Genomic DNA, 14831 nt, shown 5'->3' with positions numbered 1-14831 from the left:
ACGAGTTCCATGCCTCACCTGCAAGACCTGCACGCTTAACCTCGCTTACACGTAGAGGAATTGGGCGAAAAAAGAGCCGAAGCGATAGAATCGGATCAACGGGCCATATAAGTGCCTCATTCTGCGAATCTATCGAACGGCTCTTTGCCATTTATGATGTCCAGATCTCTTGTGCTAGCTCAACAACAAGCCCAAGCTTATTCCATTGCTCCTGCTCGGCAATCGTATTTCCTTCTTCAGTAGAAGCGAAGCCGCACTGAGGACTGATGCATAGCTGGTGGATATCTACCATCTCAGCGGCTTCTTGCACCCGCTTCTTAATAGCCTCCTTATCTTCCATGACCCCCGTCTTCGTCGTAATTAAGCCCAGCACGACCTGCTGATCCTTAATGTGGCGCAGAGGCTTAAAGTCACCTGCTCGATCACTGTCAAACTCTAAGAAAAACCCATCCACATTCACACGAGAGAACAACTGCTCGGCAATCGGCTCATAGCCGCCTTGATACAGCCATGAAGACTTGAAGTTGCCTCTGCAGATGTGAAGGGTAACGACCATATCGCTAGGCTTATGCTTTAACGCCTCTACTGTAATATCAGCAAACGTCTTGGTCATCTCATCTGGATCAAAGCCATTGTGGCGAAGCTTGTCGCGGAAGTCATCGCTGAACAATGCGCCCCAGCTTGTATCATCGAGCTGGAGATAGCGGCAGCCCGCATCATAGAAAGCTTGAATCGCATCCTGATACACCTGCACGATATCCTGCGCCACATCCGTAAGCGTTGGATATGCGGGCTTATCGAGGTAGGCCTGACTAGCGATTACGCCAGAATGAAAGATCATATTCGGGCCAGGAATCGTAAGCTTCGCTGCATGCTCGCCTGCTATGCTTTTCAAATATTTAAAATCTTCAAGGAAGGGATGGTCCTTCGGAAACGCCAGCTTGGAGGCTACCGTATATCCCTTGGCCTTTTTCATCGCGCCATTAAATAGGCCCTTAACCTCAAATTCGTATACGCGAATGCCCTCTAGCACTTCGATAAAGTCAAGATGCCACCATGTCCGGCGGAACTCCCCATCCGTAACCGCTTGAAGCCCAATCTCCTTTTGCTTCTCCACAAGCAGCTTGATCTCGCGATCTTCAATCTTACGGAGCTCCTCCTTGGTGATCTTGCCTTGCTGATGCTGCTCCCTTGCTTCCTTCAACGCTTGCGGGCGAAGAAAGCTCCCCACTTGATCCGCACGGAACGGCGGTGTCGTTCTCTTGCTAACGGCTTGCTGCTGACTCATGTGAACTCTCCTCTTTTCCCTATAAGCTAATGATGATTCAAGATGTAAATGTTACCTTTTTCATATTATTGCATTTACATATGCATGTGACAAGACAGAACATGATCTGACATCGTTGAAGCAACCATGCAGAAAAAGAAAGAAGCCCGCAGCTTCGATTGCCGCGGGCTTCCCTTATTGAGCTTATCGTTCAAGTATTTTTATATACACTTTAGATCTATAATCCCACATGCTGCCTGCACGATTCATGAGCTTGCATCTATTATCAGCACATGGATGATCAATGCTTTAGTTCAGCTTTACGCGTTTGAAAGCTTCTGCTTGCTGCTTGATGCCCACTTCAGCCGCAAAGCGTTCAATGCTGGAAGCGCCGAAGAAGCCGTCTACGCCTTTTGTATGCTCGAAGATGTATTGTGCGTCTTCTGGCTCAGCGATCGGTCCGCCGTGACAGATGACCATAATGTCTGGATTAACCGACTTGCCTGCATCGACAATCTTCTGAATGCGTTCCGCGCAGTCATCCAATGTAAGGGCAGTCTTCGCACCGATCGTTCCCTTCGTTGTAAGACCCATATGAGCAACGAGAATATCCGCGCCTGCCTTCGCCATCTTGATCGCCTGCTCTTCATCGAATACATAAGGTGTAGTCAAGAGATCTAGCTCATGGGCTTTGCGAATCATATCGACCTCAAGATCATAGCCCATGCCAGTCTCTTCAAGATTTGCACGGAACACGCCATCAATCAGGCCAACTGTCGGGAAGTTCTGAACACCCGCGAAGCCTTGCTCCTTCAGCTGCTTCAAGAATACGTCCATAATGCGGAATGGATCTGTACCGCACACCCCTGCCAGCACGGGCGTCTCTTTCACAACCGGAAGCACCTCAGCACCCATATCCACAACAATTTGGTTTGCATCGCCATAAGGCAAAAGTCCAGCGAGCGATCCGCGTCCTGCCATCCGATAGCGTCCTGAGTTGTAAATGATAATCAAATCTACGCCGCCAGCTTCCCCGCTCTTCGCAGAGATACCCGTTCCTGCCCCTGCTCCAAGAATACTATTGCCTTGTGCGACTTGCTCTTTCAACGCTTTGATGATTTCTTCTCTATTATGCATCATGATGATGTCCTCCTTAATCGTAAGTGCTGCATTTGCAGTACTGCATGGCTGGTCAAAAAGAACGGCTTATCCTGAACGATTCATATCGGTTCCTGCTTGTTTCCCCTGCTTGCCCTACGAGCATGCTGCCCTGAATCGAACGGCATACTGTCTAGTCAAGATCAGCTCCACTGACTGATTATGCCTGCATCAGCTCTACCAGCTTCTTCGCCGCCTGAAGGGCAAAGGCCTCATCGTTAATATGCGTATCTGCTTCGATCAGTTCCACCTTCGTGGCATCAATATGCTGTCGCAGCGTGTCAAACAGCATCCGATCCTCTTCAGCCCCGTAGAATGGCTGCCCCTCGGCATCAAGCGCGGATACGCCCTTTAACGGCAGCATTAGCGCGGTTTTCGAACTGGCATTGTTCAGCTTCTCAGCAATGATTTTGCCGAGCTGCCCGTTCTCTTCCGCAGTTGTGCGCATGAGCGTGATCGTCGGATTATGCTTGTACAGATTCCTTCCTTGGAACTTCGCTGGCACCGTATCATAAGGACCGAAGTTGACCATGTCGATCGCACCAACAGAGACCACCTGCGGCACCCCGGCACGACCTGCCGCTTCTAGACGATGCGGGCCTGCATTCAGCACACCGCCAACCAATTCGTCACACCATTCCGTAGTTGTTAAGTCAAGCACCCCGTCGAAGTAGTGGGACTCGATCAGCTTCTCCATTGTCTTGCCGCCTGCGCCTGTCGCATGGAATACGATCACCTCGTAGCCCTGTGCTTCCAGATAGGCTCTTGCCTGATCGACACATGGTGTCGTCACGCCGAACATCGTCGCTGCTATCAACGGCTTCTTCTCAACTTCCTGCTCTGGAATCTCATGCTTCACCATGCCTGCCATCGCAAGTGCCGCATTCGTAAAGATCTTGATAGAAATCGTATTCAATCCCGCTACGTCCACTATCGATGGATACATCATAATATCGCTGGTGCCGACGTATTGAGATACATTGCCTGAAGCTACCGTGGACACCATCATCTTCGGCACTCCGATCGGAAGCGCTCTCATTCCAGGCGTAACAATGGATGTTCCACCGCTTCCTCCAAAGGACAGAACCCCGTCGAACTTTCCTTCCTTATAGAGCTTCGGAATTAGCACCTCTAAGCCGCGTGCCAGCACCTCAGTCGCCCTGGCGCGGTCCTTTTGTCTTGCGATATCATTCATATCCTCATGAACAGCCTGCGCGATATCTTGATTCGATATATCCGGCACAAACATCGGTTCAAATACGCCGCTGTGAATCATAAGCGTGTTTACACCTAAACCCTGCAAGATGCTTTGAACAAACTGGAATTCTTTCCCCTTTGTGTCAAACGTGCCTACTACTGCTACCGTTTTCATGGGCGTTCCTCCTTGTCCATCTTCCCTTCTATAGGGAAGCGTTCGATTGTTAGGATAATTGCTCTTTGCTTTTGTTTATGACTTAAGTATACGCTTTCTTTTATATAAATAATTGTCATTATGTATGCTATTCTTGTGCATATGTACGATTAAACTCAAACCTTTCCTTACGCTTCGTCTTGCTCTTGCTTCGGCTCAAGCTGCTGCTGATAAGCTCTCGGCGAGAGGCCAAATTGCTTTTTAAACATTTTGCTAAAATGCACATAATCGTTGTATCCAACCAGGCTTGCGACATCCGCAAGCTTGACATGGCCCTCTTGCATGCACTCCTTCGCCTTGCTCATACGGATTTCGGTCAAATAGGCACTAAAGGGATAGCCTACCTCCTTCTTAAACAAAGCGCTCAGATAGGTTCGCGACACATGGGCAAGTCTAGCAATCTCGCTGAACGTGATATCCTCATGGTAGTGCTCCGCTACATACTCTTTAACAAAGGATACATAATCATAATGCTGCCGCAGTTCTTCCATGTGGCGCTTCAGATCCCCATCTTGGCTCGACACGCCTGCCCGCTTAAAATCAAAAGCCGTCTTCACAATCGTATCTTCCACAGGAATGCGCTCGAATGAGGAGCCGCCGATATAGCCATGCGCGCCAGTCAGGCTGTACATAGTCTTCACATCAATTGGCGTGCTGATCGGTCCGCCGTACACCATGTAAAAAGGTTGCTTCGCCCGCGTTTGTTCCTCGCAAGCAGCAAAGACTTCCCGCGCAAGCAGCGCACCTTCCTTAAGCGACAGCACCTTCTTAGCGCCGAGCACGCCTCCCTTGGTGAAGCCTAGATGAGCGCAGATAACGTCCGCGCCAGCATGAAGCATCTTCTTCGCCTGCTCCGCATTGAACACAAACGCGACCGTAAACAGCTGCTTCTCGCTCGCAAGCCGAATCGCCTCCACCTCTTTATCAAAAGACAGTCCTGCTTCCTCGAGCGCCTCGCGATATTGTCCATCCATCATGCCGATTGTCGGGTAATTATTGATTCCCGCAAAGCCATGTGCTTCGATCAAGTCCAGATATGAATCAAGATGAAGAGTAACATCCGTAGCGCAGAGTCCGAACACGACAGGTACACGACGAACAACTGGGATAATTTCCTGCGAGCCGAACTCCATGACAAGCTCATTGCTGTTCTTAAACGGCATAAAGCCAGCTAGTGAGCTGACTCCCATCTGGCGATATCGTCCTGAGCTCAACGCGAGAATAAAGTCCGCACCGCCCCGTTCAGCATACTTTGCGGTCATACCCGAGCCTGCCGCAACCCCAATAAGATGGCCCTCCAGCGCCAGCTGCTTCTCAAGCTGCTCAATTATGACTAACTTGTTCATCTGTATTCCCCCTCCTCGCTTCGCATCCTTCCAGCATCTACACTGAAATCCATTGCGGGTTGATAGCGTATCGTATAATAGACGATGAAACGATCTCGTATACGTTCACGTAGTATGATAATATGAATGGTTCCCTTGCAGCTAACATCCACAGAAACAACTTAGGAGTGAAATCATGAGTACGCACATCCCATCCCCAGAGCACCGATTGTCCAAGGATGCGGTCAAAGTATGGCTTATCAGCGATGCCTTGCTTAACATCATTGGATTTGTCGTGCTTGGGATCTTATTTTATCTCGATTATCGCTACGATTGGTATCCATGGGTCTATTGGGTCCTTATCGCTATTACCATTCTGTCCATAATCTCAAGCATTTGGTCCTTGATCAAGCCCTTTTTGCTGTATAAAAATTGGCGCTATGGCGTCGATGAGCAATTCCTGCAGCTAAAGTCCGGCGCGTGGAAGGAAATGCACCAGCTCGTTCCCATGACAAAAATTCAATCCGTATCTACTGTTCAAGGGCCGCTGCTAAGAAAATATGGACTATGCTCCATCTCGATAGAGACGATGGGCTCTTCCCATTCCATCCCCGCTCTTCCGAAGGAGGTTGCTGTCGCACTGCGCAATCAGATTGCACAGTACGCGAAGGTGGGCGAGGTGGACCGCTTATGAGACCACAGCGCTATCATCCGCTTGTCATGCTGTTTGAGCTCGGAAGACTGATCAAGAATTCAGCTATCGCCGCCTTTTATTTATTCGTGCTGCAGTGGCAATCCACATCTGCATTTGTATTTTACGGCCGCATCATTTTCTACTTTATCTTTGGAATCAGCTTGATGGCGATCATACAGAGATGGCTCACGAAGCGTTATGAACTCGATGAACATGCTTTTCAACTGTATAAAGGGTTGCTGAAGCAAACGAAGCAGTCCATCCCTTATTCCAAGGTGCAAAATCATAGCCAGCACACGTCCTTCGTTCACCGCATGCTTCATGTTACTTCGCTTCGGTTCGAGACTGGAATCAGCGGGGAAGATGCAGCCGTCGTATTCAAAGCCATCACGAAGGCTGAGGCTGCAAGGATCATCGAGCGTGTGACAGGATCTGACGAGGCCCAAGACGAACAGCTGAATGCCAGCTCTCATCAAGATGATGCAGCACATGAAGGCATTCATGCACCTGCTCGATTACATGGAGAGCAAGCAGGCGGCCGTTCAGCCTGCAATGTAAATTTAAGTGAAGTTCTCGACAAGGACGAAGAAGCGGCACCAAACAACATTTCTGTTGCGCAGAATCGTTCAACACGAACCATACATTTTCAGCCAACTCGAAAAGATACGATCAAAGCTTCCTTTACATCCTTAAGCTTTCTTGTGCTCATTCCGCTGCTCGTATCCTTTTATTTCAAGCTCAATGACATGTTCCATGTCGAGCAGGAGGCAGAAGGACTTGCGAACCAAGTGCTTAGCTCCTGGTGGCTCACCATCATAATCATTCTGGCGCTTATCGCGTTGTCGCTTGCTTTTGGTATGGTGCGTACCTATTTGCTGTATGGCAAATACGAGATCTCATCGGATGACTCGCATATTTACATTGTAAGAGGCGTCCTGAACGAGTCCTCCTTCTCGATTGCCAAAGACAAAGTACAAGCTGTAGAGATCAAGCAGCCCTTGATGAAGCGATTACTTGGTCTAGCCGAGGTAAAGTTGACAAGCGCAGGAGATCTATCACTAGAAGACGCGAAACTTTCGAGCAGTTCCTTATATCCCTATCTTCCTGTACAGCAGGCTTACGCGATGATTCAAGAGATTCTACCCGCTTATGAGCTGAGTAATATGATGCAGAAGCTGCCTAAAGCCTCCCTGTGGTCTAGACTTGCAAGACCAAGCTGGATCTTTATCATTGCGCTTGGGGCCCTGCTTTATTTCACACCTTCTTGGTTCGGATTCCACGGCTGGTGGTGGGTATTAGCTGCTGTTCTTCTCATCTCTATCATCTTGACTCGTATCCTTGATTATCGGAATGCCCGATATGTCATGAATCAGCGCTTTATACAATTCAGAACAGGCAGCTGGTCTACCCATATGTTTATTTCCAAGCGGGAAAAGGTCATTGAAGTCAAAGTTGCACGCAATCCGATCCAGCGCTGGCTTGGGCTTGCCACGATCGAAACAACCAACCGCTCGAAGCCGATCTATCACGCCAGCATTCAGGATGTTCCCTTGGAGCAGGCCGTCGCCTTCTTCGAATGGTATAAAGGACGAGCCAAAGAGATTAAGCTAACAGACTAGACTATGTCAGCACCTCATCGGATGCCGTACATGCTCGATAGATAGGCAGGGAATAACAACAAGCCAAGGACTTCATTCGACGTTGCTCAGCGTTCAGCTTGGTCAAAGCCCTCTGTTATGATATTGAAAAGCCTAGCCAAACAAGCTGCTTCCGGTTTGCGACCGAAGGCAGCTTGTTTCGTTTACGACAATGCTCGGTTGTGAACAGAAATAAGCGTTTCTATTGTCTCCTGAGGCGCCTATTGCCATTCTACTACAATTCGCCTCATTGGACGCCTCTCTCATAAGTACGGTTCTTACAACGCACATACGTAACTTCGGTACAATACGCCATTACTGTCAACGCCCTGTCCTTTTTCCTCAAAACCCATGCTGGTAAACAGCCGCTTCGACCGCTCATTATAGTCATAGATCATCTTCACCTTGAGTTCTGTCCATCCAAACCTTCTCGCTTCCTCCTGTATAAGCTGAAGCACTTTGCGCCCAATCCCTTTGGAGCGATAATCCGGATGCCCTATCGCTATTGGAAGATCTTGTTCAGACAAGGTGATATCGCCAATCGGCTGCCAGAGTCCCTCTTCTATCGCCTCAATAATATATACTTTGCCAATTCGGCTCAAATAGCCATACATAAGCTCTAGCCGCTCTTCGTTGTATGGTCGAACACCGATGCCCTCAGAATAGTAGAGCACCTCTTCATCCTGATACCATGCGATGGCGTGCTTAAGATCTTCTGGCAGCAGTAGCGGACGAAGCCGAATGTCAATATGCTGCTCTGTCTTCATCATTTCCCCTCCCTGTCCTGTAAGTTCTTGTTACGATACTCAAACAATAGGATTGCTCCTAACCAAGCAGGAGCAGCATGCCTCCGTTGCAAGCCATGAATAGCAAGCGCGCGCGTTTCAAGTGATCCTTTAATGCTTTGAAAGCTTGCTATTCTCCCATGTTCTTCATCTGCAAAGTCTGATAGGCTTGCAGGCGATCCCGTCCTTCTCCATCCAGCCACTGCAGGAGGGGAAGCTGTCTCATGGCCTGCTGCTTCCACTTTGCCGCAGGCTCTACGTGATGAAGCGAGTGTAGCAGGAAGAACAGCGAGATTCGCGCTACCATATCAGGCAGGAGCGCCTGCTCTTCATCGGTTAGATGCCCGTACCCTTCAAGAAAAGCCATATCGAAGGAGTCTTTGTGCTCTGGCAGCAAAATATAGATGCACCACAAGGCATACGCTACATCATGGATGCGTATGCCTTTTTCCATATAATCATAATCCAGCACAGCACTAATCTCGCTCTTGGTATACAGTTGATTCCAAAAATGCCAGTCCCCATGAAGAATCGATCGAGGGAGTTCATTCATCTGCTCCCATAAGGCTAACGTCCGTTCAATATAACATGCGGCTAGCCGCTGTTCATCTATAGGAATGTTCCTGAGTTGTCCAAGCTTCGTCATCGCATCCTCGTAGTAACGTCTCGGGGGGTAGAATGAGTAGCCGGGCTTCTCCTTAAGATTACACCCAAGGAGGGAACGATGGAACCACTTTAGCATATGTCCGCTGGCTTTCACCTGAGCTTCCTTGCATTGGAAGCGCCTTCCCGGCAAGTTTGGCGTGACTTGGATCAGGCGTCCGTTGAAGACTGCCGCGCAGGACTGCTCCTTGCCTAGCAATGGCACGGCTACAGGCAAGCCTTCATCATGCAGATGGTTAACGATAGATTGAAGCTCGTTCATGCGCTCCAAATTGATAGATGGACTAAGCATGCGCAAGACATACGTTCCTTGATCGGTGCCAAGCCGCAGCGTTTCATTGAAAGAACCGCCAAGACGCTCCCAATGACCTGACCATGTACCTAGTTGGAAGCTAGCGCATATCGTCTCGATCAGCGAATCATAAGTCCCTTCAAGCTCGTGCTTATGCTCTAGCATGTGCGCCCTCCCTTATCCAAGTCGTTCAAGCCGCTTGTTAACCTTCCTATACTATATTCACATGCAATAGAAAGGTCATCCAAGCACCGCTGAATTTACAACTTTTTAAGATCCATCCGCGAATATACATGCCATTTCGCAGTCGGTGACATAAGAATAGCAGTATACGTGTACGCCTGTGGAAAGGATGTGAATGAATGAAAACCAATAAACGGTCCTCATCTGCCAAGACCTCCAGCTCGAAGCAAGCATCCCTGACCTCTTCACATTCCAAGCAAGATGCCCGCAGCAGCAAGCGAGATTCCAGTCAAAGACCTCCTCAGGCAACTCCTTGCACATCTCCTATAGTAAAATCTCAAACACTCCCGCTTCACATTTTGATGGTCCTTGATCAATTCAATATCGGAGGCACAGAAACCTACACCCTCTCCCTAACTCGGGAACTGCTTCGCCAGGGAGTGAAAGTAACGGTTGCCGGCAAGCAAGGAAAGCTTCTTCAAGCCTTCATTGGACTTGGGTGCCCTGTGTATGAGCTTGATTTCGTCTTGGATAATCATGAGCCGAATACAGAACGCGAGCAGGAGCTTATGCACATGCTGTCCTCCATCGTTGAACGGAACCCCGTCCATATTATCCATGCCCATCAATTCCCTTCTGGGAAGATTGCCAAGGCGGTCGCTTGCGCCGCCCACCTTCCATTTGTATTTACCGTCCACGGCACGTATTACGATCACAGCTTCCTAGATGACTTGAAGGATGCGGTCATCATTAGCGTGAGTCCTGCGGTAGAGCGGATGCTTCGAACAAACGGAATCAGATCCTATCTCATTCCAAACGGCATTGACACAGGTGAATATCAAGCAAGGAGCGAGGTCTATCGCGAGCACCTGCGAAAAAAGCTTGGCCTGCCTTCCGATGCGCTCATTGCCCTGTATGCGAGCAGACTGTCTTGGGAAAAGGCAGAGATATGCAAGCAGGTTATTCATGCAGCCTCCGCGCTTCGCAATTTCGGCTTTCAGCGACTGTACATGATCATTGTTGGAGATGGAAAAGACGAGAAAATGCTCACGGATCTTGCCAAGCAGGAGCACCTGTTATTTCCGCAACAAGTGGTTACCTTCGTAGGCGAGACGACCAATATCCATGCTTACTATCAGGTAGCAGACTGTGTCATTGGCACAGGTCGGGTCGCCTTGGAAGCGATGGCAAGCATGCTCCCATTTATTGCTTATGGAACAAAAGGATATATCGGCGCAATCCAACCTTCAAACGCTGCCGCGGCATGGGACAGCTGGTTTGGCGACCATGGCGCCACCCCGGAAGCCTTTACCATTGTAAAGTTTATGTCGGATATCGAGCGGATTCTGAACGTAAGCGAACAGGAGCGACGCTCGCTCGCACAATGGGGCAGAGAGCATGTGCATGAGCGCTATCACATCACGAATGTTACACGAAAGCTGTTGGATACCTACCAAGAAGCAGTAACGAATCTCCAAACAGCAAAGAATGCTTAGAATGGAGGGAACCTCTTGGATCAATATCAAGTCGTGCCATGGGATCACTTGGTGGACACCGTGTCACCGGGAGTCGTCCTCGAACAATATGTGCCTCCTGAGTTAGAAGAACTCGCCTATCAAGTAATGAAGCAATATGATATGCAAGTGTCCAGCATGGTGCTCGTTACCTCTAAGCCAGACAAGGGCGGGGCCATCTGGAAGATTGAGACGAATAAAGGAACGAGGAGCATCAAGGTTCTGCACCGCATCCCGCAGCGAAGCTTATTTAGCGTAGGCGCACAGCAGTATTTGGTGGAGCAAGGAGCTCGCGTGCCTGCGCTTATACCAACTATAGAGGGACAGTTGTATGTGGAGGCAGGCGGAAAGCTCTGGATCGTTACGGATTGGATTGCGCTTCAGCAGGCATCCAAGATCGATCTAGAAGGTGCCTCTGCCCTCTGCAAGGGACTCGGCGAGTTTCACTTTCATACCAAAGGCTATGTTCCTCCGCACGGATCCGCAAGATCCTCCCGTCTATACGGCTGGATCAAAAACTATGAGAAGATTATTGCAAAGATTGGCTGGTTCAAGCATATCGCTGAAGCTTATCGCGATACCGCTGGGAGCGATCTTCTGCTGCAAGTCGTTGATGACTTTGATCGCCAGGCAAGAGAGGCGCTTGACCGCTTCCTCACTTCAAGCTATGCCAAGATGACCGCAATGGGAGAGTCCTATTGGGGACTTGCCCATCAGGACTATGGATGGTCCAATGGCCAAATGGGGCCAGGCGGAATCTGGGTTATTGATCTGGATGGGGTCGCTTATGATCTTCCGTTTCGGGATTTGCGCAAGTTGATTACAAGCACGATGGACGATATGGGCGTCTGGGATCTTACTTGGATACGCGGCATGATTGAAGCCTACAACCAAGGCAATCCGATGGATCGCGAAATGTTCGAAATTCTATGGATTGATATGGCATTCCCTAACGAGTTCTACAAGCACGTCAAAGAGATTGTATTTGATCCAGTGACCTTCATGAATATGGAGCTTACCCCTATACTCCAGCGTGTGCTCACTACAGAAAGCACCAAAGCCCAAGCGCTGCAAGAACTGTGGAAGGATATCGATAAATACCCGGCAGGAGATTATATCGTTCAACCTGTTGAAATGGAGTGGGACCTTCCCCTCCCTCCTATCGGTGTTGTCCCATCTGCATCAAGCGACGCAACTGCATTTGCATTTGATGGCACCGCATCCGCGACCCTAGACGGAGTAGAAACGCCGACATGGAATGAGCAGGATAGCACATCCACCTTGAACTTGCAATCGAAGGAGATCGCAAACCGTGCTGGATCAGCCCATGATGACGGCAAAGAAGCCGCATCTGAACCCTCCCTTGCTGTCGCGGTAGAGGATCCTGCAGTTAATCCCTTGCCCATAGAACCCCCTCTCTTTAGCGCTCTCCCTGCTGCAGAAGCGACGTCCCCCCCCGTTCGTAGAAGAAGAGTGCCAAAATACGCTGCCAAATCAAGACGATCACGAAAAGGCAAGAGCAGCTCCCTCAAACGAAAAAGCTCACGCTCCTACTCAAACTCTCGCCAAAAGACAAAACGGCCAGTCCGCACGAAAAGACGACAAACCACAGCCAAACGCTCACTCCAGCAAAGACGCAGTGCAGCAAAACGCACGATAAGAAGAACTAGACGCCAGATCCGAACACGGAAGACAGCTTGATGAAAGGAGGAGACGGCGATGAATGTATTGTTAATCTGTACAGAGAAGCTGCCGGTGCCCAATATTAGGGGCGGAGCAATCCAAACCTATATCGGTGGAGTGACCCGCCAGATCAGCCAATATCATCGAATAACGATAGTGGGCAGAGATGATCCTGAGCTGCCGGCAGATGAAGTCGTTCATGGCGTCCGGTATGTTCGTATTCCATCGGGAGGCGTGTTTGAGACCTATGCAGATGGTGTCGTTCAGTTCTTAAGTGCTAGTGGTGAGCACTATGATGTCATTCATATCTTCAATCGCCCTCGGATGGTGCTGCCGGTACGCAGTGTTGCTCCAAGCTCGCGCATTGTACTCAGCATGCACAATGACATGTTCAATCCGGCAAAGATCAGGCCAGAAGAAGCTCAGGCTGTTATTGCACATACCGAGCGCATCGTAACCATCAGCAATTATATCGGCTCTGAGATCGCCCGCTACTTTCCTGACGTCGAGCCCAAGCTTCGCACCATCTATTCCGGCGTCGATCTCGACCGCTTTGCCCCTTGGCTGGAATCTCAATCCGCCATGTCCATACGCCAATCACTGCGCGCCCAGCACCAGCTTGACTCCAAAAAAGTCATCCTGTTTGTCGGACGGCTCTCACGCAACAAAGGACCGCATGTACTCGTCAGAGCCATGTCGCATGTGAAACATTCCAATGCAGTGCTTGTCGTCGTTGGAGGGGCTTGGTATAGTGACAATCGGGTCAGCGACTACATCGGATATGTGCGCGCCATTGCAGAGCGGTCTCCGCTCCCTGTAATAACGACCGGGTATATCGATGCACAGGAGGTTCATCGCTGGTTCTCAGCCGCTGATGTCTTTGTATGCACCTCCATTTGGAACGAGCCGCTTGCAAGAGTTCATTATGAGGCGATGGCAGCGGGTCTCCCATTCATGACCACCGCTCGGGGAGGCAATCCTGAAATCATCATGAACAACAATGGACTTCTCGTCGAAGATCCGGATAATCCGCTTGATTACGCTGAAAAATTGAACCATCTGCTTAGCAATATGGATGAGTGCAGACAGATGGGCTTAAGAGGCAGGCGCCTAGCAGAGCAGCGCTTCCATTGGGACCGAGTCGCTCAAGACATTTTGTCCGTATGGGGATAAAGGCAAGACAATACCTCTGCACGCCTTCGATAAGGGTGCAGAGGTTTTTTTACGATTTTTCGTTTATGCTGCATGACGGGTTGTCGACTATCTCTTATACAATTCCTGCACATATCGAATTTGTGCTGCTAATCCATCCTTCAAGTCTACAACAGGAGCATAGCCAAGCAGCTTCTCTGCCTTGGATACATCAGCCCATGTGCTCTTCGGCTCTCCAGCAGGATGCCCCATCCAACGGATGCTCGCCTTCTGTCCTAGCAGCTGCTCGATCAGTGCGATGCAAGTATTAATGGACGCTCGCTCTCTCCCGCCAATATTAATCGTTTCTCCAATAAGATGCTTGGCTGTAGCAGCCGCCGCCACGGCTCGCACGCAATCGCCAACATAAGTAAAATCCCGGCTCTGAGTGCCGTCTCCATACAGCGGAATAGGCACGCCTTCCACCATATGCTTAATAAACCGATGAAACGCCATATCCGGCCGCTGTCTAGGTCCATATACGGTGAAAAAGCGCAAAATGACGATTGGAATTCCTTCCTGCTCACTATATATGCGGCACAGATGCTCACAGGTCAGCTTGCTCACCCCATAAGGAGATAGAGGAAGCACCAGATCATCCTCATCAACTTTCCCCTTCCTCTCTCCATAGACAGAGGAGGTAGAGGCGAAGATTACACGCTTCACCAGGCTGTCCTTGCACGCTTCAAGCAGGCGCTGTGTCGCCACAATATTGTGCTTTGCATATAACGCAAAGTCTGGGCCGAAGCTTGCCCTGACACCCGGCATGCCTGCCAGATGATAGACAATATCAATGCCTGGGAGCAGTTGCTCCCAGTTAACCGTTAACAGATCATCCTTCACATGCTTGAATCGAGGGTGGGTAAGAAGGGATGACAGATGGCGCTCCTTAACCCAGACCGGTGTCGTGTAATCAAGATAAGCATCAAGACCGATCACCTCGTTGCCTTCATCCTTTAACAGTTCCTCACATAAGTGCGAGCCGATAAAGCCTGCTGCACCTGTTACTAAGATGCGATTCATGCTTC

12 protein-coding genes are annotated in these 14831 nt (G+C 49.7%); 5 read left to right on the top strand and 7 right to left on the bottom strand.

Annotated features, from left to right (window positions below):
• Positions 1-151: 151 nt before the first annotated feature.
• From B9Y93_RS00990 to B9Y93_RS00975, 4 genes are all read right to left on the bottom strand, one after another.
• Positions 152-1288 (bottom strand): 5-methyltetrahydropteroyltriglutamate--homocysteine S-methyltransferase, encoded by a 1137-nt coding sequence (locus tag B9Y93_RS00990; protein ID WP_085492500.1) that lies wholly within the window; start codon positions 1286-1288, stop codon positions 152-154.
• Positions 1289-1576: 288 nt separating this feature from the next.
• Positions 1577-2407, bottom strand: a complete 831-nt coding sequence (locus B9Y93_RS00985; protein ID WP_085492499.1) for a phosphoenolpyruvate hydrolase family protein — start codon at positions 2405-2407, stop codon at positions 1577-1579.
• A gap of 178 nt (positions 2408-2585) precedes the next feature.
• Entirely contained in the window at positions 2586-3797 is a 1212-nt protein-coding gene (locus B9Y93_RS00980) for a Tm-1-like ATP-binding domain-containing protein (RefSeq protein ID WP_085492498.1), read from the bottom strand.
• 167 nt (positions 3798-3964) lie between these two features.
• Positions 3965-5182, bottom strand: coding sequence for a phosphoenolpyruvate hydrolase family protein (locus B9Y93_RS00975; protein WP_085492497.1), 1218 nt, complete (start codon positions 5180-5182; stop codon positions 3965-3967).
• Between the two features lie 175 nt (positions 5183-5357).
• Here B9Y93_RS00975 and B9Y93_RS00970 point away from each other — a divergent pair, with 175 nt between their 5' ends.
• On the top strand, positions 5358-5855 hold the full coding sequence (locus B9Y93_RS00970) for a PH domain-containing protein (RefSeq protein WP_085492496.1): 498 nt from the start codon (positions 5358-5360) through the stop codon (positions 5853-5855).
• The gene (locus tag B9Y93_RS00965; protein ID WP_085492495.1) at positions 5852-7474 is read left to right on the top strand and encodes a PH domain-containing protein; all 1623 of its coding nucleotides are present in this window, start codon (positions 5852-5854) and stop codon (positions 7472-7474) included. Before B9Y93_RS00970 ends, B9Y93_RS00965 begins: the two co-directional genes overlap by 4 nt.
• Positions 7475-7770: 296 nt before the next feature.
• On the opposite strand, the gene B9Y93_RS00960 is transcribed toward B9Y93_RS00965, so the two are convergent.
• Entirely contained in the window at positions 7771-8262 is a 492-nt protein-coding gene (locus B9Y93_RS00960; protein ID WP_097675915.1) for a GNAT family N-acetyltransferase, read from the bottom strand.
• A gap of 145 nt (positions 8263-8407) precedes the next feature.
• Positions 8408-9397 (bottom strand): phosphotransferase, encoded by a 990-nt coding sequence (locus B9Y93_RS00955; protein WP_085492493.1) that lies wholly within the window; start codon positions 9395-9397, stop codon positions 8408-8410.
• A 197-nt stretch (positions 9398-9594) separates the two neighbouring features.
• Between B9Y93_RS00955 and B9Y93_RS00950 the strand changes: the two genes are divergently transcribed.
• The 3 genes from B9Y93_RS00950 to B9Y93_RS00940 are packed head-to-tail and all read left to right on the top strand — an operon-like array spanning position 9595 to position 13785.
• Positions 9595-10911, top strand: coding sequence for a glycosyltransferase (locus tag B9Y93_RS00950; protein ID WP_085492492.1), 1317 nt, complete (start codon positions 9595-9597; stop codon positions 10909-10911).
• Between the two features lie 15 nt (positions 10912-10926).
• Positions 10927-12630 carry a CotS family spore coat protein gene (locus B9Y93_RS00945; RefSeq protein ID WP_085492491.1) on the top strand — a complete coding sequence of 568 codons (1704 nt, stop codon included), beginning with the start codon at positions 10927-10929 and terminating at the stop codon, positions 12628-12630.
• An 18-nt stretch (positions 12631-12648) separates the two neighbouring features.
• Positions 12649-13785, top strand: coding sequence for a glycosyltransferase family 4 protein (locus B9Y93_RS00940; protein ID WP_085492490.1), 1137 nt, complete (start codon positions 12649-12651; stop codon positions 13783-13785).
• Positions 13786-13872: 87 nt separating this feature from the next.
• Here B9Y93_RS00940 and B9Y93_RS00935 read toward each other — a convergent pair whose 3' ends face one another.
• Positions 13873-14826 carry an NAD-dependent epimerase/dehydratase family protein gene (locus B9Y93_RS00935; protein WP_085493906.1) on the bottom strand — a complete coding sequence of 318 codons (954 nt, stop codon included), beginning with the start codon at positions 14824-14826 and terminating at the stop codon, positions 13873-13875.
• Positions 14827-14831 lie beyond the last annotated feature (5 nt).

It is taken from the genome of Paenibacillus aquistagni (assembly GCF_900177815.1).
GTDB lineage: Bacteria > Bacillota > Bacilli > Paenibacillales > Paenibacillaceae > Paenibacillus_B > Paenibacillus_B aquistagni.
This window is presented reverse-complemented; position numbering and strand designations above follow the sequence as displayed.

Coding starts and splice junctions, on each gene's coding strand:
- B9Y93_RS00990 (WP_085492500.1), bottom strand. CDS start 1,288: ATGAGTCAGCAGCAAGCCGTTAGCAAGAGAACGACACCGCCGTTCCGT.
- B9Y93_RS00985 (WP_085492499.1), bottom strand. CDS start 2,407: ATGATGCATAATAGAGAAGAAATCATCAAAGCGTTGAAAGAGCAAGTC.
- B9Y93_RS00980 (WP_085492498.1), bottom strand. CDS start 3,797: ATGAAAACGGTAGCAGTAGTAGGCACGTTTGACACAAAGGGGAAAGAA.
- B9Y93_RS00975 (WP_085492497.1), bottom strand. CDS start 5,182: ATGAACAAGTTAGTCATAATTGAGCAGCTTGAGAAGCAGCTGGCGCTG.
- B9Y93_RS00970 (WP_085492496.1), top strand. CDS start 5,358: ATGAGTACGCACATCCCATCCCCAGAGCACCGATTGTCCAAGGATGCG.
- B9Y93_RS00965 (WP_085492495.1), top strand. CDS start 5,852: ATGAGACCACAGCGCTATCATCCGCTTGTCATGCTGTTTGAGCTCGGA.
- B9Y93_RS00960 (WP_097675915.1), bottom strand. CDS start 8,262: ATGATGAAGACAGAGCAGCATATTGACATTCGGCTTCGTCCGCTACTG.
- B9Y93_RS00955 (WP_085492493.1), bottom strand. CDS start 9,397: ATGCTAGAGCATAAGCACGAGCTTGAAGGGACTTATGATTCGCTGATC.
- B9Y93_RS00950 (WP_085492492.1), top strand. CDS start 9,595: ATGAAAACCAATAAACGGTCCTCATCTGCCAAGACCTCCAGCTCGAAG.
- B9Y93_RS00940 (WP_085492490.1), top strand. CDS start 12,649: ATGAATGTATTGTTAATCTGTACAGAGAAGCTGCCGGTGCCCAATATT.
- B9Y93_RS00935 (WP_085493906.1), bottom strand. CDS start 14,826: ATGAATCGCATCTTAGTAACAGGTGCAGCAGGCTTTATCGGCTCGCAC.